Raw genomic sequence first — 21,044 nt, 5'->3', positions numbered from 1 at the left:
CAAAGGCAAAATGTGACAAATTTTTCGTCGGTAGCCGCTTATCTACTTAAGAAGTTTTGGCTGCTACTCGCCGTATTGCTTGTACTTTTCGCGCTTGTTTTAAGCGCTGCACGCTATGCTCTGCCGCATATTGAGCACAACAAACACCTGTTGGAAAATTATATTAATGAGCAGTATGGCGTAAACCTATCCATCCAAAGTGTGCATGCTGTTTGGCAGCGCAATGGTCCAAGTATTGTGCTCAATTCGGTGTCGTTGGCTAAAAACGATGCTTCCCCTGTTGCATTGGATATCAGGCAAATCTACGTCGAGCTAGATTTTTGGGAATCGCTACGCCACCAACTTATCTCATCTACCCGTTTTGAGCTGCGTGGTCTTAAGCTTGATATTGACGCCGATCGCCTTTCTGGAGGCGATAAGAATAACTTCCCTGTAGTAAATGCACTAGAGCGTCTGTTTTTAGAGCAGCTTCAAAGCTTCTCGTTAGAAGACGGGGTGGTATCTGTCACTCACCTTAATGAAACCAATTCATTTGATATTGAAAGTTTATCGTGGAACAACCATGAAGAGCGACACCAAGGTTTAGGTCAGCTTAAGGTTGCAGATTTAGCGGCTAACTCGGCGTCGTTTATCATAGATATCACGGGCACGCGGGAAGACTTTGACGGCGTGTTTTACGCCAAAGCAGAAGAGCTCGATATTTCTCCGTGGGTAAGCGATCTCATCAAAACCAAGCGCCCACTAGCGCAAAGCCGCGCAAACTTTGAAGTATGGACTAACTTTTCCCAAAGTGAAGTTACTAGCGTACAAGCTGAGCTAAGTGAGAGTCTTCTAGAGTGGGGTAGTGGCCGCGCGAAAACAATAACAGGTATAAGCGGTGGTAGTCTTCAGGCGTTGCCTAACGACGAGAACAGACAGGGAGGCTGGAATGTCCGAGTGGATCAATTGGTGCTTAATTCGAGCAACGAGACCCTTACAACAGACCTAATTGGCAGTATAAGTGCAAATGGTGATGCGCTGATAAACACCGTAAAGCCGGTGCAAATTAACCCCTTTCTGCTGCTGTTACCGCTTTTCATGGATGATACCAGTGAAGAAGAAATACGCGGGCTTAATCCAAAAGGCGAGTTGGCCACGTTGCAGGTTCAATGGCACAACGGCCAGCCTTCTTTAGCGGCTAAAGTGCTAGATTTGCAGTGGGACAAAACAGATAAGGTACCAGGTCTTTCGTCGCTAGATGCAGACTTTTTCTGGTATAAAAATAATGGCGCTATCTACTTAGAGAGTGCGGATAGCTTACTAAGTGCCAACGGCGTAATTAAGAAAGACGTCAATATAAACCTGTTTAAATCTCAGTTTTATATTTACCCAGAGCAGATAGATAGCGAAGACAAGCAGTGGGTAGTAAAAGGCAGCGATATGCTGTTCGATAGTGATGCCGTTACTCTTCATCCGCAGTTTAAACTGAATACGTCGACAGGGTTTATGTCGCTTTATGTGGATGTAAGCCCATTGGCGCTAAATGAGGTGAGCAGTTTATTTCCCCCTTCTTTAATGGGGGCCAATACCGACAAATACCTTACTCGTGCGTTTACAGGAGAAGGTGAAATCGCAAATGCGCGCGTGCTGTGGCACGGTCGCACGAGTGACTTTCCGTTTGACGACAACACGGGCATTTTTCAGGCGTATGTCGATATTGAGCAGGGGGATTTTCTTTTTGCGCCAGACTGGCCGGCACTTAATAACTTAGACCTATCTTTGTATTTTGTGAATAATGCATTAGTGATGGAGAGCCCTAGTGCGACGCTTGCTGGTATGAAAATCAGTGATATGTCGGCTGCCATTCCAAGCTTTAGTCCAGATGCTCGCCTGATTATTTATGCCAATGGTACTGGCACTGGTAACGCGCTAACCGCGTTAATGATGGATTCGTCCCTTAAAAAATCTTTAGGCAAAGTACTTAACGAAGACGTGCAAATTGGCGGGCCTCTATCTGCCGATATAAAGCTTGATATCCCGTTTAAAGGCAAAGATGTGGTGGCATCGGGAACGGCGCACTTGTCGGATAACCCCGTTTTTGTTGCGACCACAAATATGCTATTTGATAAGGCATCGGGAAAGGTGTCATTTGTTAATGGCGATATAGACGCAAGTGGGCTTCAGGCGCAGTTTCTTAAACAGCCGGTGAACTTGTCGCTATCCGGTAGACAGGGCGACACATACGACCTAAATGTAGAGTTAGGTGGGCGATGGCATGTACACCCGCTGGCTAACTATGTGAATACAGACCTCACCGAATACATCGACGGCGAAAGTGATTGGAACACTACAGTTCAACTGTCGCTTTCAAACAGTGGGTTTAACTATACTGCCAATTTAACTGCAGATTTAACGGCGACACAAAGTGTATTGCCTGCTCCCTTCGATACGCCAGCGGGCAGCAGTTTACCGCTGCTTATTACCAGTAAAGGCGATGGCAAAGCATCAAATGTGGAGGCGTCACTTGGTGATAACATTCGTTTTGATGGCGTACTACCGCACAAAGAAATGCAGTTTTCACGTGCGCACTTGGCACTTGGCGAAAGCGATATAGCCAACATTGGTACAGGTTTTAGTATCAGTGCTAATCTAGCTCAAGCTGATGTGCAAGAATGGTTTACCACTATAAATATGTTACTTTCCGGTAAAGGGAAAGACACCAGCACCGCCGTTGCAAAAACAAATGCTCAATCGAGTATCCAATCAAACGAAAGCAAAAAAGCGAATTTGTTTGGTACTCCCTCGCGGATATTCGCCAAAGCCGACAAGCTAAATTTTGCTGGCCACAGTATTAATGATGCGCAGCTCAGTGCAACAGAACGCAATAAAGATTGGATCCTAGACTTAGCGTCGCCTCAGGCAAGAGCCACTATTCGTATTAATAGTGATTTAGACGAGCAGGGCATTGAGATAAATGCCGACTATTTATCACTAGAGAAGCCTGCTCAAGCCGGGGGAGCGACAAAAACCGGTTCAGAGAGCGGCGTTGAGTTAGCTACGAATAGTGCTATGCCAAGTGAGGAAGGCGAGTCGCCCTACAATATTGACCCAAATACGCTACCGCCCATTTATTTTTATTGTCAGTCCTGTGGCGTGCACGGCATCGATTTAGGTGAAATTACCTTAGACATCGCGAAGGAAGAGAATGGTTTAGCCATTCGCCAGCTTCTAGTGAAATCTGATGAAACTAACGTTACCGCAACGGGTTATTGGAAGCACATGGGAGGCGAGATTCAAAGCGCGTTAAACGGAACATTAACGTCTCCCGACGTTGGGCAGATGCTAAAAGAGTACGGTGTTGAATCAGGTATAAAAGATTCTAGCGCAAATGTGGTGTTTGATATCAACTGGCCAAATGCGCCGATGGATTTCGGGTTTGAACAGCTAAACGGTAATGTTGAGTGGTCGCTCTCAGATGGGTATCTAACTGAGTTGAGTGATAAGGGGTCACGTATCTTTACCCTGTTTAGCTTGAACTCGTTAGTGCGGAAGCTCAGCCTCGATTTTCGAGACGTTTTTGCTAAGGGTTTTTTCTACGACGATATGGGCGGTACGTTAAGTATTGTTGATGGCAAAGCGTATACCGACGATACTGAAATTGACGGCGGCGCTGGTGAAATAGAGATCACGGGCTTCACAGACCTCAATACCGGTGGATTAAATTACAACGTATCGTTCGCACCGAACGTAACTGGGAACTTACCGTTTTTAGTGTATTTCTTGGCTACGCCGCCTACTGCACTCGCTGCTCTTGCCATAGATCAGGTGCTAACCTCTGCGAAAGTCATTTCAAATGTGAACTATCGCGTTACAGGTACCATAAAAGATCCTAAGTTCGACGAAGTTGAGCGCAACAGCAAAGACATCAGCTTACCTGCGCAAAATGCGCCTGTACCGGCCAACCCGCAAGACAGGCCATTAACGGAAGATGACGTACGCAGGCTTAAAATGGAGGTGATCGATGGTTAATTTAGTTGCATTACAAATGACATCTGCGCCAAGCGTGGAAGAAAATCTCGACACCGTTGCAAACGAAATGGCATCGGCAAAGATTGAGAAAAACAGTTTAGTTGTGCTTCCAGAGTGTTTTGCTTATTTCGGCGGTAAAGACAAAGGCCAACTTGCTGTGGCAGAAACAAAGGGCGAAGGTGAGATTCAGCGACGTTTGTCAGCGCTTGCTGCACAATATCAGTGCTATCTGGTTTCGGGTACGTTTCCAGTGAAAACCAATAGCCCAGAGAAGTTTTCCGCAGCCTGCATGCTGTTTGGCCCCGATGGTGATGTGTTGGCAGACTACCGCAAAATTCACATGTTCGATGTATCAGTTAACGACAACACGGGCAGTTATCGTGAATCGGCGACAACCGAAGCGGGCAGCAAGGTGGTTACTGTTGAAACGCCAATAGGCAACATTGGTCTTGCGGTGTGCTATGATGTACGCTTTCCAGGATTATTTACTGCAATGGGCGATATCGATATTTTGGTGTTGCCAGCGGCCTTTACCCAGCGCACCGGAGAAGCGCATTGGCATGCGTTGTTGCAAGCCAGAGCCATTGAAAAGCAGTGCTTTGTGGTAGCTGCAAATCAAAGTGGTGTGCATGCAAATGGCCGTGAAACATACGGTCACAGTCTTGTACTGTCGCCTTGGGGGGAGACCCTTGCCGAACGCAAAACCGACGTAGGGTTAGTCTCGGCAAAAGTAGATATTGCAGAAAGAGAAACCATTAAACAGAATATGCCGGTTGCCGAACATAACCGATTCAGGAGTCACTTTGTCTAAATCTGTTGAGCGTCATTTATTATCTGACTCAGGGCTAGATATCTCTAAGCTAGAGCGTGCTTTAGCGACTATTCATCGTCACGATACCGACTATGCCGATTTATATTTTCAGTCAAGCCAGCACGAAAGCTGGGTGTTGGAAGATGGCATTATTAAAGAAGGCAGCTATAACATAGAGCGCGGCGTAGGCGTGCGTGCAATTAGCGGCGAGAAAACAGGGTTCGCTTATTCAGACGAAATAAGCGAAGAAGCGTTGACCAAAGCGTGTAAAGCGGCTCGTGGCATTGCGCCAAGCGGCGGTTCACAACAGGTTGCTTCGCTTGGACAAAAACCAGTGCAAGCGCGATACAGCGAAAATAACCCTATTCTTGCGATGCAAGACGCTGAGAAAATTTCGCTTTTAAAAGCAGTAGATGCCTATATCCGCAAACAAGAGCCGTCTGCCAATCAGGTAGTGGTGAGCTTAAGCGGTGTGTATGAAGAAATTTTAGTTGCTGGCAGTGACGGTACTTTAGCTACTGATATTCGCCCGCTGGTGCGCTTGAACTGCTCGGTATTGCTAGAACAAGGCGATAGACGTGAACGTGGTTCAGCTGGAGCTGGTGGTCGTTATGCCTACTCGTTCTTTAAACAAGACGAAAACGGCAAACCGTATTACGAGACGTTGGCAGAAGATGCCCTTCACATGGCGCGGGTTAACATGCAAGCTGTGGCATCGCCGGCAGGCGCTATGCCTGTAGTATTAGGTAACGGTTGGCCCGGTGTATTACTTCACGAAGCGGTAGGGCACGGTCTTGAAGGCGACTTTAACCGTAAGGGTGCATCAACATTTAGTGGCCGTATTGGTCAGCGCGTTGCAGCAAAAGGCGTGACGGTTGTTGACGATGGCACATTAAACGACCGTCGTGGCTCGTTGTCGGTAGACGATGAAGGCACACCAACAGCGCACAACGTGCTTATTGAAGATGGTATCTTGAAAGGTTATATGCAGGATAAACATAACGCCAAGCTTATGGGCGTTGCGCCTACCGGTAACGGTCGTCGTGAATCCTATGCGCACTTGCCTATGCCCCGCATGACGAATACTTATATGTTGGAAGGCCAACACGATCCGCAGGAAATTATCGCGTCTATCGACAAAGGTATTTACGCGCCGAACTTTGCTGGCGGACAGGTAGACATTACGTCAGGCAAATTTGTATTTTCTAGCGCGGAAGCCTACTTAATTGAAAACGGTAAAATTACTGCACCAGTGAAAGGGGCTACCTTAATTGGTAACGGTCCAGAGGTTATGCAAAAAATCTCAATGATTGGCAACGACACTGCCCTAGATAAAGGCGTGGGTGTATGTGGTAAAGACGGTCAAAGCGTGCCGGTGGGTGTAGGTCAGCCCACACTTAAAATTGACGAGTTGACGGTGGGTGGTACGGCTTAATTCAGCTCAAACCCGTAAACTGGAAAATTAAAAAAGGTTGGGCCTAGGCACCAACCTTTTTTGTATGCAAACTGGTATAAGTCGTGGCTAACTTTCAAATCCTTTTCCATTCAACCACTCAATAGCATCTTCTTCGTTGGTAAAAATACCTAGCTCAAGGCCTGCATTGTCGTAAATTCTCTGAAATTGCGCTCTTACAATGGGCTGCACCGTGGTATCGCCGATAACCAGCGCGCCAAGCGCCATTCCGTGCTTCGCACGCCACTCTATTGAACGCTGCAGTTCTGTCTCACCTGCTTTAGTGAGAAGGGCAGAACCATGCAAAAAACCTAAAAATGCCCAGCTATCCCCACCAAAGCTATTAATCACATCCATCATATCCCGCGCATAGCGTTCAATGGCTGAACCATCGGCAATACCTTCAGCCGACACGCCAACAATGCTACCAAGCACAGCAATTTGATACTGACCGTACTTGCTTTTCAGTGTTGCGTTAGGGTTAGAAAATATTTTCACACTATCCCCCTTTGGCTGGTGAACGAAACTTTGATGTTGAGATTACTTTAATTGCAGACCGTTAATCCTCATGAATAACGTCTTTCAAATACTGAAACAGCTCTCTGAATGCTTTAGGCGGCGCATTTTTTTCACGCTCTTTTTTAACTTGGCGATGAAATTGGCGCAGCTTTTGGCGGTCCAGTTCAGGATGCGCTTCAATCAGCTTTTGAATAGCGGGGTCGCCCTGTTCAATCACGGCTTCACGGGCTTTTTCTAGTGCATGAAAGGCCGCATTGCTTGCCTGATGCTGATGTGTAATTTTAGCCAACGCCTCTTCAATAGGGGCGGTATCTCTATGACGTAAAGCTTTGCCGATAAACTGAAGCTGACGGCGGTAACCGTCTTTTTTCTTATTCACTTTGCGGGCAATAGCTACGGCGTCAGCAAGCTCTTCATCCATTGGAATCGTCGCTATGTGAGCATCGGTCAGGTTAACCAACGTTTCACCTAGTTTGTGAAGTTCTTTAGCTTGACGCTTCAGCTCAGTTTTACTGATTAATTCTTCCTCTTCGAACTCATCTGCTTGCGCATCTTCGAAGTAAGGATCTTCAGGAGAATTGTATTTCTGATCACTCATTTCAAACTCATTAGTGTTACACTTTAGCTAAATTGTAACTATCACAGTCGAATTAAGACAGCGAAACTTACTATGCAAATTGAGCAGCAGTTAGCCGACATTCAAAATGTCGTAGATGATGTACTGAAATTAGCCCTTTCTAAAGGCGCAACACAAGCCGAAGCCAGCATGTCTAAAGTGCAGGGCATCGCCGTTTCTTCACGTATGCAAGAAGTTGAAAACGTTGAATTTACCAACGACGGTGGCTTAGGTATAAGCGTATACGTAGGCAAGCGAAAGGGGAGTGCGTCTACCGCAGATCTGAGCAAAGCGGCGCTAACACTCGCGGTAGAAAAAGCCGTCGATATTGCTCGCTATACCAGTGAAGATCCTTGTACAGGTTTGGCCGATGCCGACCTTATTGCTACCGAGTTCCCTGATTTAGATCTGTATCACCCTGAAGAATTAGATACTGAAAAGGCCATTAAAACTGCTATTGAAGCCGAAACGGCGGCAATGAATTACGACTCGCGCATTACAAATTCAGATGGCGCGTCGTATAACGCAAATCTAGGTATGCGCGTTTACGGCAACACGCACGGTATCAATGCAGGTTATCCTAGCAGCCGTTATTCACTAAGCTGTATGGTTATTGGCGCACAAGATAACGATATGCAGCGCGATTACGCTTACACAGTAAGTCGTAAAGCGTCTTTGCTGCAATCAGCAAGTGCAGTGGGTATTGATGCCGCTAAAGCTACTGTAGACCGTTTGGGGGCTCGTAAAATCAACACGGCAAACGTGCCTGTGCTTTTACACCGTGACATCGCATCTAGTTTGTTTGGTCATTACGTAGGAGCCATTAGTGGTGGCAGCCTTTACCGTCGCTCTAGCTTCTTGCTAGATAGCTTGGGTAAACAAGTTTTCCCAGAATGGCTTAATATTGAAGAGCGTCCGTTTATTAAAGGCGGTCTGGCAAGCTCAAGCTTCGATAACGAAGGTGTGGCATGTTCTGACATGACCATTGTCGATGCGGGTAAATTGGCTACATACCTTTATACTACCTACTCGTCGCGTAAGCTAAACACCCGCTCGAATGGCCACGCCGGTGGTATTCATAACTGGCTAGTAGGTGATACGGGTCACAGCGACGCCGACCTGCTTAAAGAAATGGGCACAGGTTTGTTCGTAACCGAACTGATGGGGCAGGGCGTTAACGGTGTGACGGGCGATTACTCGCGCGGCGCAGCGGGATACTGGGTTGAAAATGGCATCATCCAATACCCAGTTCACGAGGTAACTATTGCTGGCAATCTGAAAGATATGTTTAAAGGCATTGTGGCAATTGGCGCTGAAAAAGATGTGCGCGGTAGTGTACAGACCGGTTCTGTGCTTATTGACCAAATGAAGATAGCAGGCAGCTAGTTTACGCTTTCTCGAAACGCTGAAGGAGACAGCCCGGTGGACTTCTTAAAGCGTTTCGAGAACGTAAATACATTTGCGTAGCCTACATAACTGGCGATATAAGATACGGGCCACTGCGTGCTTAGTAATAAGCTTTTGGCTCGTGTCATACGCAAATGGATAACGTGCTGTTTGGGGCTTCTCCCAAATACTTGTAAGCACAGCCTGTGAAGGTGAGGGGCAGAATAATGCGCTTTCTCACTTAAGCTTTCCATATCCCAATCAAACTGAAGCTGTTTTTCAACCGCAGAAAAGAGGCTGTGTAGTCTGCTTACTTGGCGTCGTTCTTTCTCATCGTGAGTATGTACGTCACTCAAAGGCGCATCAATAATACGGTACAGGTAGCGAGACACAACTTGCATCGCCGAATTTCGATTCTCGACGTCACGCTCTAAATACAAAAGTTCCATTGCATGATGCAGTCCTTCCAGCATGGCATTATCCACTATCACAGCACCTAGCTTATTAAATGGTGTCCAGCGTTCGGAGTCTGCCAAGTTTACCCAAATTATATCCCATTGCTCACTGACTATTGTGACTTCGAAACTTTGTCCAGCGGGTAAAATAATTAGCTGTCCTTCATCCAATTGCATCTCGCCTGACGGGACACGAAATTTTCCTTGACCATGAATGCTGTAAAACAAGGTGTGGTTAGGAGGCGAAACGCGACCTACCGTATAGTTACCTGATAAGTTAGAGCATCCTGCTAGTTCAATCTCCAGGTCGCTGATTTCAGGCGTATTACTACTATCAATAAAGCGTTCAAAGCACTTAGGGCCTATGTCTACAATGTCTCTAAAGCTAAGTTGCATAAATGTGAAATGATAGTTTTGGATAAATATATGAAAGATTAGAGCATAAAGGATTTAATGAAAGTTAGCTATATTGCGCTTAACGAAAAAGTAAAGGATATGACATGCTTAATGTTGCGCAAGTAGTGGCTCAAAACGATTGGCAAAACCCGGTTGTATTTCAGAGGAATCGCATCAATGCCCACAGTCCACATCACGGATACAAAACGCTAAAAGACGCATTGCAAAATACCAATGCGCAAAAACGTAGTTTAAACGGTCAGTGGGATTTCCGTTTATTTGAAGCACCAGCAAAAGTACCTGAAAGCCTGCTTTCTAAAACATTAAGTGATGATGAATCTGCTAATTGGCAGCCTATTGCGGTACCTTCTAATTGGCAGCTGCAAGGTCACGACAAACCGATTTACTGTAACGTTAAATATCCTTTCGCGGTGAACCCTCCAGTGGTACCCAGCGAGAATCCAACGGGTTGCTACCGAACAACGTTCAACGTTACCGAGGATGAGTTAAAACAGCGCAATCATATTGTCTTTGAAGGGGTAAATAGCGCGTTTCACTTGTGGTGCAACGGCGAGTATGTAGGCTATTCCCAAGACAGTCGACTACCGGCTGAATTCGATTTGTCTGGCTACTTGGTCGAAGGTGAAAACCGACTAGCGGTAATGGTGATCCGATGGTCAGACGGCAGCTACTTAGAAGATCAGGACATGTGGTGGCTTAGCGGTATCTTCCGCGACGTAAATCTAGTCACCAAACCTCAGCATCACATTCAGGACGTGTTTGTTACGCCAAGCCTTGACGCATGCTATCGCGACGCAACAGTAACCGTACGTACCGCCATCAATGCGCCTTCTACTTACAAAGTGGGCATCCAGCTTTTTGATGGCGATAACGCTGTCACCGAGCAAGTCATTACCGGCACTAACAATAAGCGTATTGATGAAAAGGGCGGTTGGGATGATGTAGTTTTTCAAACGCTTCATGTGAATGAACCTAAACACTGGACTGCTGAAACACCGAATCTGTACCGCATCGTAGTCTCGCTTATTGATGAGGATGGCAATGCCGTTGATGTTGAGGCCTATAACGTTGGCTTTAGAAACATTGAAATCAAAAACGGCCAATTACTGGTAAATGGTAAAGCCGTGCTAATTCGTGGGGTTAACCGTCACGAACACCATCAAACGAAAGGGCATGCAATCAATGAAAATGACATGCTTGAAGACATTAAGTTGTTAAAGCAAAACAACTTCAATGCTGTGCGTACCGCTCATTATCCAAATCACCCTCGTTGGTATGAGCTTTGTGATGAATACGGGCTTTATGTGGTAGATGAAGCCAACATCGAAACCCACGGTATGTTCCCGATGGGAAGGCTTTCTCGCGACCCGCTCTGGGCCGGCGCTTACATGGCGCGCTTTACGCAAATGGTCGAGCGAGACAAAAACCACCCCAGCATCATTATTTGGTCGTTGGGGAATGAGTCTGGTCATGGCCCTACCCACGATGCAATGTATGGCTGGGCAAAGTCATTTGACCCATCGCGCCCTGTACAGTACGAAGGCGGCGGCGCTGATACTTCGGCTACCGACATTATTGCGCCAATGTACGCACGGGTTGATACCGACATTAAAGACGATGCAGTCCCTAAGTGGGCCATTAAAAAATGGTTGTCGATGCCGGGGGAAAACCGCCCCGTTATTCTATGCGAATATGCGCATGCTATGGGTAATAGCTTGGGTAGCTTTGATGAATACTGGAAAGCGTTTAAGGCTTATCCTCGCCTTCAAGGTGGCTTTATTTGGGACTGGGTTGATCAAGGGTTAGTAAAGCACACTAATAGCGGCGAAGCATACTGGGCTTACGGCGGAGACTTCGGCGATACTGAAAACGACAGACAATTCTGTATAAACGGTCTGTTATTTCCAGACAGAACGCCACATCCGCACTTATTAGAAGCTAAATATTGTCAGCAGCACTTAAGCTTTTCGTTGGTTGAGAAAGACAACAAGTTTGAGCTTACGGTAAGCAGCGATTACTTATTTAGACACACAGACAACGAGTTGTTACGTTGGCAAGTGCTAGAAAATGGACAACCGATTGCTGAGGCGAAGGGCGAATGCGAAATCGACATAGCGCCACAACAAGCACAAACGCTCAGTCTTAGCCCTGATATTACGTTTAAAGCAGGCGCTGACTACCACTTAAATATTGATGTGGTACTAGCGAATGACTGCTCGTGGGCTAAAGCAGGGCATGTTATGGACACCGCCCAGTTAGCGCTAGTCAACAAGCGTGGAATAGTATCGTTTTCTCTTAATGATAACGACATAACAAGCGGCATTAGTGAGCTATCAATTGAAGCTCAGGATGGGATGTTGCTGGTACATGCGCAAAATAACGTATTTAGCTTTAATAGTGAGAGCGGGCTATTAACCTCGTGGCTTCAAGGCGCGGAGGAAACACTTAGCGCGCCGCTAGAAGATAACTTCTTCAGAGCGCCGCTAGATAACGACATTGGGGTAAGCGAAGTTGATAATCCAGACCCAAATGCGTGGGAGTCTCGCTGGCGTCGTGCAGGAATTGGCAAGTGGACACGCACTTGCACGGGCGTAAACGTTGAGCAGGGTGCGCAAGACGTGCGTATAACATCGTTATTTGATTATCACCATTCAGAAAAGCTGGTAGCGGCAACAAAGTGGGTTTACACCATAAATGCACAGGCCAAGCTATCGGTAGACGTTGAAGTGCTCTTGGATGACGGTTTACCACCTATGCCGCGAATTGGTATACAAACGGCAGTGCCTGTAGCCGATAAGCCAACGTCGATTACCTGGCAAGGACTAGGGCCATTTGAGAACTACCCTGACAGAAAAGCGGCAGCGCGTTATGGTCGCTACACCTTACCGATAGAAGAGATGCAAACGTGCTACATATTCCCAACGGACAACGGCTTGCGCTGTGGCTGTACACAACTTGAAGTTAGTGGCCTGAAAGCAAAAGGACAGTTCTATTTTAACGTGAGCGAATATGGGCAAGCACAGCTAGACGAGGCAAAACACACCTGTGATTTAACACCTCAAGATTGTGTGTTTGTGTACATAGATCATGCCCACATGGGCGTAGGCGGCGATGATTCATGGAGCCCAAGTACACATAAAGCATTCTTGTTGGAAGAGAAGCAATACCGCTATTCAATTTGCTTTAGCGCTGCTGACAGCTAATCCTCAGTGTGAAGTCGATCATTTAGCACTCGATATCTCAAATGACAATTCGCGGCATAGCTTAGTTATGCCGTCATTGGGATAAAGTGTTTACATATAAAAAAGCCGCTACACAGTAGCGGCTTTTCATTAATTCAAAACTCGTTCAGGCAACGTCTTAGCCGTCAACCTGACCGCAGAAACGGTAACCTTCACCGTGAATGGTTACAATCAATTCTTCATCTGAAGGATCTGATTCGAAGTGCTTACGAATACGACGAATCGTTACGTCAACCGTACGGTCATTCGGACGAAGTTCACGCCCCGTCATTTCCATAATTAGCTGCTCACGGGTAAGGATTTTACCTGGATTGCTTAGGAAAAGGTGAAGAGCGCGGAATTCACTGCGTGGTAAACGGAACTCTTTTCCGCTAGGCGAAATCAATGAACGGCTATCACCGTCAAGCGTCCAACCGTTGAAGCTTACACGGCTTGGTAAATCGTCGTCTTCTGAAGAGTTTGTAGTACGAGACAGTAAGTTGCGCGCGCGAATAGTCAATTCACGAGGGTTGAATGGCTTAGTCAGATAATCGTCTGCGCCAATTTCAAGACCTAGAATACGGTCAACGTCGTTATCACGACCCGTTAGGAAGATAAGCCCAACGTTTTTACGGTCACGTACTTCACGTGCCAAAATAAGGCCATTTTTACCCGGTAGGTTAATGTCCATGATAACCAAATTGATAGCGTGATTCTCGAAGAAATCATGCATTTGATCACCGTTCTCGGCCTCAAACACATTATACCCTTCCGCTTCAAATAAACTCTTAAGCGTGGTACGGGTTACCACCTCATCTTCAACAATTAACACATTTGGCGTCTGCATGGTGTTCTACACTCTTTCTAAAATACGATTTAAGCAACTAACTGGTTAAATTTTAATATTCATGTACTTGATTGCAAGCAACTTGTGAATATTCTTACTGTTAAGGTATTGGGGTTAGCCAATAAAAATCAAGAAAAGTTCATACTTTATACAACTATTCTGACGTTTTCGCATTAACAACGGGGAAGATAATTACAAATTCTACGCCGTTGCCTTCCTCACTGGTAATCGATATTGAACCATTAAGGGCTTGCGTTACTAAGTTGTATACCAAGTGCATTCCCAATCCGGAACCACCTTGCCCACGCTTCGTGGTGACAAAGGGGTCAAATATCCGTTTGCGAATTTCTGGGGAAATGCCTTTTCCGTTATCGGTATAAACAAGCTTGAGCTTATTGCTACTCACCATTTCGGCACGAATATCAATTGTGCCTTCATCCATGGTTTCAAACCCATGAATAACCGAATTCATGATTAAATTAATCAAGATTTGATTTATTGGGCCAGCCTTCGTTTCAACGCTAAGGGTAGGGTCGCAATCTACGTTGATGTTGTGTTTTAATTTTTTGAGTCGAGGCTGCAATGACAATAGTATCTCATTAACTAGCTGTACAACGCAAAAACTTCGACTAGATTCTGAGGTTTGATCTACAGCAACCTGCTTAAAACTGCTAATAAGTTCGGCAGCTCTGTTCAAATTGCGGTAAATAATGTTGAGGTTTTCGTTACTTTCATCCAAAAAGCGTTTCATTACACTGGCTTTCAGCGTTTTATTTTCAAAGTCTTTTTGAATAACCGCTAACCTGTCTAACATCATTGTCGACGCAGTAACGCCTAAACCTATCGGAGTATTTACCTCGTGCGCAACGCCCGCAACCATATCACCAAGCGAGGCCATCTTTTCATTCTGTACAATTTGACGCTGGAACTGATGTAGCTTTTCTAGCGTTTGAATAAGTTCCTGGTTTGCATCCTTAAGGGCGGTGGTTCGGTGACTTACCATATCTTCAAGGCTGGCATTGAGCTTTCTATGTTGCTCCTCCGCCTGTCGTTGCTTTTGCATATACTCTTGCATACGAAACAGCATCACATTCACGGCGTCAGCCAAGATATCGAGTTCTCTAATGGTGGAGCCGCTGGCACGGGCTGAATAATCACGTTGTCGTGAAGTACGCTGCAAGAAGTTAGCAATGTCTTCAACGGGGCCAGTTACAATACGCTGCATACGCACTGCAAAGTAAAAGCTAATAGCCAATAGCGCCAAGGCTACTGCCAAATTAAGCCAAATCGACTTTCCAACAAGCTGGTTAAAATTCTCTGAGGAAATTCGTAAATATATCCAGCCCAACTGAATGTTCGTCTCAGTGTCGAAGACTTTTGCACTTAATTCAAGGTATTGCCCATTGTCGGCCAACTGAGGTGTCATAAACATGGACGCCAGTTGATTTTCCTTGCCTCCTAACAATAACTGGCCTTCCTTGTTATAAGAGGCGAAAATCTGGGGCTCTAGGTTACCGCTTTGCGCTTTGTAAACGTGGGCATTTAATACATGGTCGGCGGCAGCAAGGTTACTTAGGGCAAGTTCAATGCGCTCTGGCGTTTCGTCATAAAGATACATAGCTGAACTGCTTGCGACCAACTTGGCTAACATGAGTGCGTTAGACTCAAGTTCATGACGGTAGGTTTTAATTTGCGTGTAGACGGCAAGACTGGATAACACTGCAAGCGAAAACGTAGTAATTGACATTACCACCCAAATGAAAAGGCTTTTAATCGTAAGCTTGACTACTTTATCCGTCATATCCGTTTTGCGTATTGTCCATTCGCGTCTTCCATATACTCATAGTGGCGCAAAAATGCGCAAAAAGGAAGACGCCCATAAACAATAATTAATGTACGCAAAGCCCTTTAGTTGAGGGTTAAAACGTATAGTTGCTGGTAATTCTTCGCCGCTGCTTCCCATGTGAATCGCGTTCGCATTCCACGTTGCTGCATCGCCCTGAATTTTCCGGCATCTTCGTAGAACGCCAGCAGAGCTCGACGAATGCAAGATAGCAGTGCATGTGGCGTAGGATCATCAAACACAAAACCCGTACCTTCGCTATCGTTGCTGTAATCGATAACCGTGTCTTTGAGTCCGCCTACCGAACGTACGATGGGGATGGTTCCATAAGCTAAGCTGTACATCTGGTTCAATCCGCACGGCTCAAACTGAGAAGGCATTAGGAAAAAATCAGCGCCGGCTTCTACCAAATGGGCATGTTCGGAACTAAACCCGTTTATAAACGCGAATTGGTCAGGGTGTTGTTGAGCGAATTCGCCAAGATCCATACACACTTTAGGGTCGCCCGTGCCCACAATTACCATTTGAACATTGTGCTTAATTAAATCGTCCAAAATGGGCAGTATGTAGCCAAAGCCTTTTTGTTCAGTCAGCCGGCACACCATTCCAATAAGCGGTACGTTGCCATTCTCAGGTAATCCCGACTTCTCCTGTAATGCTCGTTTACATGCGGTCTTTGGATGAAGATTATCTACACTGTAATTCTCAGGTAGGAATGTATCTGTCTCGGGGTTCCACTGCGTGTAGTCACATCCGTTAAGAATACCGCTTAAGTCGGCTTGACGATTTACAAGCCGCTCGTGCAGGCCATGACTACCTAGGTCAGTAAGTAACTCGCTCGCATAGTTAGGACTTACGGTTGTCACTTTCGTGGCAAATTCAATCCCGCTTTGTAGCATATTGATGTAACCGCCGTGCACTTGCGCCAGAATGTTTGGATGATGGCGAAGAAAGGGAATGCTCTCAAGCTTATGCACGCCTTGAAAAGCGGCGTTATGTATAGTGAATATGGTTTTAGTACCGTCAAAATACCCAGATTTGTCGTGGGTAAGTAAAAACGGCAGCATGGCCGCATGCCAGTCGTGACAGTGAATAATGTCAGGCTTTTTATCGATAGCTTTTAGCGTTTGAAGTACGGCGCCACTGAAAAAGCTAAAGCGCTCACCATTGTCTTCATAGGCCTCAAATGCGTTGGCGTATAGCCCTTCACGCATAAAGTATTCAGGCGAGTCTACAAAGTAAATAGGAATACCGTGCCATTGCATGTAGCGAATATCAAAATGGTACACTTGACCTTCAGTAAACAGGGTTTGTTGCTCGGTTACAGTTGGTAGGTTCAACTGTTCAGCCAGCACTTGGTAATAAGGCATAACAATGGTGATGCTTTCGCCCAAGGTATCAAGCGCGAGTGGGAGTGCTTTTCCAACGTCTGCAAGGCCGCCGGTTTTTACCAATTCTTCAACTTCTGAAATAGCAAATACAATATTCACAGGTGATCCCCCAGAGCGTAACGTGCAGTGCACTTGTAATGCTTAAATATAGTGTACGGAAAAAGCGCCGTATGCCATTGCGTGGAATACGCAATGGCATGAGCAACAGGTAGAAAAGCTAAATTAGCACAAGCTAATGGTTTTTTTAATTACAAAGCCGCTTGATAAACAGAAAATTGCGACGTTTGTGCTGTGGTATAGACCGTTTGGAAGTGCTCAGCGAGTAAACCTGGGTAGGGTAAGAATCGGTTTGCCACCATCTGCATAGTGCCGCCACGACTTAAGCTTGCTTTAGCGTCAGAAATAAAGCGCTTAGTGATGGTGTAGTCAGTTTTAATGCCAGTATGAAATGGCGGGTTGGTGACAATATGCTGTACTTTTTGGGTAAAACCGTGCAATCCATCCGCAGCATATAGTGTTGCTGATAATCCGTTGTCTGCTAGGGTGAGTGCACTACAGTAAACTGCAAGTGCGCTAACATCAGTAAGATGAAGCTTCAAATGCGGATACTTAAGCATTATATAACTGGCAATCACGCCAGCGCCGCATGCGAAATCCAGAATTTCACCACTCAGTGATGTTGAGAGCTTTTCTAGTAAAAGCTCAGTTCCCGCATCCAGTTCTTTGTAGCTGAATACACCAGGCATAGAGGCCACTTGCCAAGCTGTGCCCTCAACATGATACGTGTTCATGTCCAGCCATGCATCCGGTTCAAAGGCAAGATGTGGCTCTTCAACTAAAACGGTAATAAGACTGCAGTGGCGAGCAGAATCAACCTTTTGGGTTGGGCCGTATTGGTCCATTAACTTAGCAGCACTCTTTATACCGCCCTTATTTTCACCCACCACGTAAATACGACCATTTTGGCCCACCATGCTGGCTGCCATTCGCAATAGCATCTGAAAATGGGTTTTTGCTTTGGGTAAGAAAATCATCACGTCAGTGTGAGATTTCTCTAGTGCAACGAAAGGCGTAAATATATGAGTATGATTTCCGACTTTTTGCGTCACCTCAAAACCTGTGCGCGTAATATCTCGGCTATCAAACGATACCGAGGGTACGACTCTTACGCACTCTGAAAAAATATCGAAATATTGGTGAATTACCGTGACTTCTTGCGATTTAAGACCGTCCAGAAAATACGCATCAGAAGGGTTGATAAATGCCCACTGACCTTCGTCGAAAAGCGCGATATTACGTTCTAACAGTTGGCTTTGAGGAGATAAAATCATTACTTAGTACGCTCGAAAATTAGATCCCAAACGCCATGACCTAGTTTTTGGCCACGGGTTTCAAACTTGGTAATTGGGCGGTAGTCTGGACGAGGTACATAGTCGCCGTTAGTTGCAGTATTGGTGTAACCGTCGGCATTGATCATTACGTCTAACATGTGCTCAGCATATTGCTCCCAATCCGTCGCCATATGAAAACAACCGCCAATAGCTAATTTGGTGCGAACCAGCTCAACAAATTCAGGTTGAACAATACGGCGTTTGTGGTGACGCTTCTTGTGCCAAGGATCTGGGAAAAACAGCTGTAGGCGAGACAACGAACCGTCTGGGATCATATTCTTAAGCACTTCTACTGCATCATGGTCCATTACACGCAAGTTCTCGACACCTTGTTCGCTTGCTTCAGCTAAGCATGCGCCAACGCCTGGACGGTGAACTTCAATGCCGATAAAGTCTTTCCCAGGTGCATTTGCGGCCATTTCAACCAATGACTTGCCCATACCAAAGCCAATTTCTACAACAACAGGCGCACTTCGGCCAAAAATTTCTGACAGCGATAATGGTACTTCAGCGTAGTCAATGCCCTTGGTTGGCCAGTGATCTTCTAGCGCTTTTTCTTGTGCTTTGGTAAGTCTACCTTCGCGTTTCACGAAGCTTTTTACCTTGCTTACATATACTCCAGCGGCTTCTGCTTCCGCCTGACTTTTGAATTGCCTCATTTGCAATGCCTTTCTTACCCAATTTTATGGTGGCGCATTATCCACTTACCCACGGCTTATGCAACGCTATCGTGGCAAAAATGCTGTAATTTTATACGCCAATTTGTTTCGCAATAATAGACGCTACGGCGTCAGTTTTCTCAAGTACTATCATATGCCCGGCGTCACTAATGGTGTGGAACGTCGCTTTGGGTAGTACATTTTTTAGCTGCTTAATTGTTTCTGCTGGTGCAATGGCGTCTTGCTGGGCAGTAATAAACGTTACTGACGCGTTGATCTTTGCGAGCGCTTTAACGGTACTTTCTCGTGGTGTGGTTGCTAGCGTGTGGTTGAGTAACGTTGTTTTACCTAAATCCTGCGCCATCGATTTTACAACGCCAGCCACGTTTTCATCCGCTAAGCGGGAAGGGTGGATAAATCGCGAAAGATAAGCGTCGTTGTCGGGCTTAAAGTTACCTTGCTTAAGCATAGTAGTAAGCTGCTTGCGCTTTGCAATTTCTTCTTTTGATAACCCTTCTGGGTTGTAACCGATTAAGGTTATCGAAGCAATATTGGAAGGATTGCGCTGTGCTACTAATGCAGCTATAAACCCGCCCATCGAATAACCCACAAGGTGCACTTTTTCGTTTTCGAGAATACGATCTTCGCTTAATGCCAGCATTTCTTCTAGCGATGCTGCCCATTGAAGCGGTACATAACGACGTTGTGCAATATTTAGTTCGCGCCAAAGCGGTAGAAATACGCGCTCGTCACAGAGCGTACCGGGAAAAAATAAAACAGGGTGCTGCACAGACACGTGTGTCTCCTTAACAATAAACTGGCTAGTTACATGCTACCATAGCGCGCTTTTTAATGAATGGTCGCTAAGTAGAAAACGACCTAGCGGTAGTAACTGCCCATACAGACGATTATGACAGAACAACAATATACAGGTAGCTTTGCAGAGCGAGCACTCGCATGGTTTGATAAACACGGGCGAAAGCATTTGCCTTGGCAACAAGACGTTACGCCTTATAAGGTGTGGGTGTCGGAAATAATGCTGCAGCAAACTCAAGTCACCACGGTAATTCCCTACTTTAAACGCTTTATGGCGTCTTTTCCCACCGTGCACGACTTGGCTAAGGCTTCTCAAGACGACGTGCTTCATCATTGGACTGGGCTTGGCTACTACGCAAGAGCAAGAAATCTTCACAAAGCTGCGAATACGCTGGTAGAAAAGTACAACGGCGAGTTTCCCTATAGTCTAGAAGAAGTCATGGATTTGCCCGGCATAGGGCGCTCTACCGCTGGGGCGATACTTTCGCTGTCTCGCAATATGCGCTTTCCTATATTAGATGGCAACGTGAAGCGTGTGTTGGCCCGATACTATGCAATCGGCGGGTGGCCGGGACAGAAAAAGGTAGAGAATCAGCTTTGGGAAGTGGCCGAGAAAAACACGCCTACCAATTCAGAAGGCGGACGTTGTGCCAACTATACGCAGGTGATGATGGATTTGGGCGCGATGATCTGTACGCGAAGCAAGCCAAAGTGTGATGAGTGCCCGCTTCAAGCCGACTGTATTGCCTACGCCCAAGGCGCGCAAGCCGACTACCCGGGTAAGAAGCCGAAAAAAGCGCTACCGGAGAAATCCACCTATATGATGGTGGCACAGTTTAACAGCCAAGTGTATTTAGAGCAGCGTCCCTCAACAGGGCTGTGGGGTGGCCTATATGGTTTTATTGAGGTGTATTCAATAGAAGAGGGGATTGAGCAGTTGGCCAAGCGAGGTATCAGTGTCGACGAAACCCGAACGCTTGAAGGGTTCCGTCATACCTTTAGCCATTTTCATTTAGATATCACCCCAGTAGTGGCCGTGGTAAACTCTGCTCCAACAAAGCGCGTAGCCGAAACGCCATTTCGTTGGTTTTCGTTGAACGAGCCTATTGAAGTTGGTTTGGCGGCACCTACAACCAAGATTATTCAGCAGTTAATGCGTTAGGCGTTCTAAGCCCAACGCAATATTTTTTGCTAAGCAGATAGCGAACGAA

At 46.1% G+C, this 21,044-nt stretch carries 15 protein-coding genes; 6 read left to right on the top strand and 9 right to left on the bottom strand.

The genetic code is table 11. From position 1 onward, the window contains the following. Positions 1–12 precede the first annotated feature (12 nt). From F0261_RS00300 to tldD, 3 genes are read left to right on the top strand one after another with little or no spacing between them, the layout of a single operon-like run. The gene (locus tag F0261_RS00300; protein WP_171336923.1) at positions 13–4,008 is read left to right on the top strand and encodes a YhdP family protein; all 3,996 of its coding nucleotides are present in this window, start codon (positions 13–15) and stop codon (positions 4,006–4,008) included. Then, the gene (locus tag F0261_RS00295; RefSeq protein ID WP_171336922.1) at positions 4,001–4,819 is read left to right on the top strand and encodes a carbon-nitrogen hydrolase family protein; all 819 of its coding nucleotides are present in this window, start codon (positions 4,001–4,003) and stop codon (positions 4,817–4,819) included. The genes F0261_RS00300 and F0261_RS00295 overlap by 8 nt, the downstream gene beginning before the upstream one ends. Next, a complete protein-coding gene (gene tldD, locus F0261_RS00290; RefSeq protein ID WP_039217280.1) occupies positions 4,812–6,254 on the top strand; it encodes a metalloprotease TldD in 1,443 nt (480 codons plus the stop codon). Before F0261_RS00295 ends, tldD begins: the two co-directional genes overlap by 8 nt. A gap of 87 nt (positions 6,255–6,341) precedes the next feature. On the opposite strand, the gene F0261_RS00285 is transcribed toward tldD, so the two are convergent. After that, positions 6,342–6,770, bottom strand: a complete 429-nt coding sequence (locus F0261_RS00285) for a hypothetical protein (protein ID WP_156085774.1) — start codon at positions 6,768–6,770, stop codon at positions 6,342–6,344. A gap of 61 nt (positions 6,771–6,831) precedes the next feature. Further along, complete coding sequence (yjgA, locus tag F0261_RS00280; protein ID WP_014975398.1) at positions 6,832–7,389, bottom strand: ribosome biogenesis factor YjgA; 558 nt, start codon at positions 7,387–7,389, stop codon at positions 6,832–6,834. A gap of 72 nt (positions 7,390–7,461) precedes the next feature. Between yjgA and pmbA the strand changes: the two genes are divergently transcribed. Next, positions 7,462–8,793 (top strand): metalloprotease PmbA, encoded by a 1,332-nt coding sequence (pmbA, locus tag F0261_RS00275; protein WP_039236933.1) that lies wholly within the window; start codon positions 7,462–7,464, stop codon positions 8,791–8,793. Here pmbA and F0261_RS00270 read toward each other — a convergent pair. After that, positions 8,790–9,644 carry an AraC family transcriptional regulator gene (locus F0261_RS00270; protein WP_069943554.1) on the bottom strand — a complete coding sequence of 285 codons (855 nt, stop codon included), beginning with the start codon at positions 9,642–9,644 and terminating at the stop codon, positions 8,790–8,792. The two genes, pmbA and F0261_RS00270, sit on opposite strands and share 4 nt — an antisense overlap. Before the next feature lie 104 nt (positions 9,645–9,748). Between F0261_RS00270 and F0261_RS00265 the strand changes: the two genes are divergently transcribed. Continuing rightward, the gene (locus F0261_RS00265; RefSeq protein WP_171336921.1) at positions 9,749–12,868 is read left to right on the top strand and encodes a beta-galactosidase; all 3,120 of its coding nucleotides are present in this window, start codon (positions 9,749–9,751) and stop codon (positions 12,866–12,868) included. Positions 12,869–13,025: 157 nt separating this feature from the next. Here the strand turns inward: F0261_RS00265 and arcA are convergent, their stop codons facing one another. The 6 genes from arcA to F0261_RS00235 form a co-directional block, all read right to left on the bottom strand. Then, positions 13,026–13,733, bottom strand: a complete 708-nt coding sequence (gene arcA, locus F0261_RS00260; protein WP_014947922.1) for a two-component system response regulator ArcA — start codon at positions 13,731–13,733, stop codon at positions 13,026–13,028. Between the two features lie 154 nt (positions 13,734–13,887). Beyond that, the gene (locus F0261_RS00255; RefSeq protein WP_171336920.1) at positions 13,888–15,534 is read right to left on the bottom strand and encodes a sensor histidine kinase; all 1,647 of its coding nucleotides are present in this window, start codon (positions 15,532–15,534) and stop codon (positions 13,888–13,890) included. A gap of 107 nt (positions 15,535–15,641) precedes the next feature. Then, positions 15,642–17,066 carry a glycogen synthase GlgA gene (gene glgA, locus F0261_RS00250; RefSeq protein WP_014978022.1) on the bottom strand — a complete coding sequence of 475 codons (1,425 nt, stop codon included), beginning with the start codon at positions 17,064–17,066 and terminating at the stop codon, positions 15,642–15,644. Between the two features lie 149 nt (positions 17,067–17,215). Next, complete coding sequence (locus F0261_RS00245) at positions 17,216–18,298, bottom strand: methyltransferase (protein ID WP_171336919.1); 1,083 nt, start codon at positions 18,296–18,298, stop codon at positions 17,216–17,218. Further along, complete coding sequence (trmB, locus tag F0261_RS00240) at positions 18,298–19,017, bottom strand: tRNA (guanosine(46)-N7)-methyltransferase TrmB (RefSeq protein ID WP_171336918.1); 720 nt, start codon at positions 19,015–19,017, stop codon at positions 18,298–18,300. The genes F0261_RS00245 and trmB overlap by 1 nt, the downstream gene beginning before the upstream one ends. A gap of 91 nt (positions 19,018–19,108) precedes the next feature. Next, the gene (locus tag F0261_RS00235; RefSeq protein WP_110288992.1) at positions 19,109–19,813 is read right to left on the bottom strand and encodes an alpha/beta fold hydrolase; all 705 of its coding nucleotides are present in this window, start codon (positions 19,811–19,813) and stop codon (positions 19,109–19,111) included. Between the two features lie 114 nt (positions 19,814–19,927). Here F0261_RS00235 and mutY point away from each other — a divergent pair, with 114 nt between their 5' ends. Beyond that, positions 19,928–20,995, top strand: coding sequence for an A/G-specific adenine glycosylase (gene mutY, locus F0261_RS00230; protein WP_171336917.1), 1,068 nt, complete (start codon positions 19,928–19,930; stop codon positions 20,993–20,995). The last annotated feature ends 49 nt before the right edge of the window (positions 20,996–21,044 follow it).

This window comes from Alteromonas sp. 07-89-2 (genome assembly GCF_013113925.1).
Lineage (GTDB): Bacteria > Pseudomonadota > Gammaproteobacteria > Enterobacterales > Alteromonadaceae > Alteromonas > Alteromonas macleodii.
Note: the sequence above shows the minus strand (reverse complement) of the source record. Positions and strands in the feature narration are given on the sequence as shown.

Excerpts from the sequence above, each read along its gene's own strand:
- mutY (WP_171336917.1), top strand. The coding sequence starts at position 19,928 with ATGACAGAACAACAATATACAGGTAGCTTTGCAGAGCGAGCACTCGCA.
- trmB (WP_171336918.1), bottom strand. The coding sequence starts at position 19,017 with ATGAGGCAATTCAAAAGTCAGGCGGAAGCAGAAGCCGCTGGAGTATAT.
- F0261_RS00255 (WP_171336920.1), bottom strand. The coding sequence starts at position 15,534 with ATGACGGATAAAGTAGTCAAGCTTACGATTAAAAGCCTTTTCATTTGG.
- pmbA (WP_039236933.1), top strand. The coding sequence starts at position 7,462 with ATGCAAATTGAGCAGCAGTTAGCCGACATTCAAAATGTCGTAGATGAT.
- F0261_RS00265 (WP_171336921.1), top strand. The coding sequence starts at position 9,749 with ATGCTTAATGTTGCGCAAGTAGTGGCTCAAAACGATTGGCAAAACCCG.
- F0261_RS00270 (WP_069943554.1), bottom strand. The coding sequence starts at position 9,644 with ATGCAACTTAGCTTTAGAGACATTGTAGACATAGGCCCTAAGTGCTTT.
- yjgA (WP_014975398.1), bottom strand. The coding sequence starts at position 7,389 with ATGAGTGATCAGAAATACAATTCTCCTGAAGATCCTTACTTCGAAGAT.
- arcA (WP_014947922.1), bottom strand. The coding sequence starts at position 13,733 with ATGCAGACGCCAAATGTGTTAATTGTTGAAGATGAGGTGGTAACCCGT.
- F0261_RS00295 (WP_171336922.1), top strand. The coding sequence starts at position 4,001 with ATGGTTAATTTAGTTGCATTACAAATGACATCTGCGCCAAGCGTGGAA.
- F0261_RS00245 (WP_171336919.1), bottom strand. The coding sequence starts at position 18,298 with ATGATTTTATCTCCTCAAAGCCAACTGTTAGAACGTAATATCGCGCTT.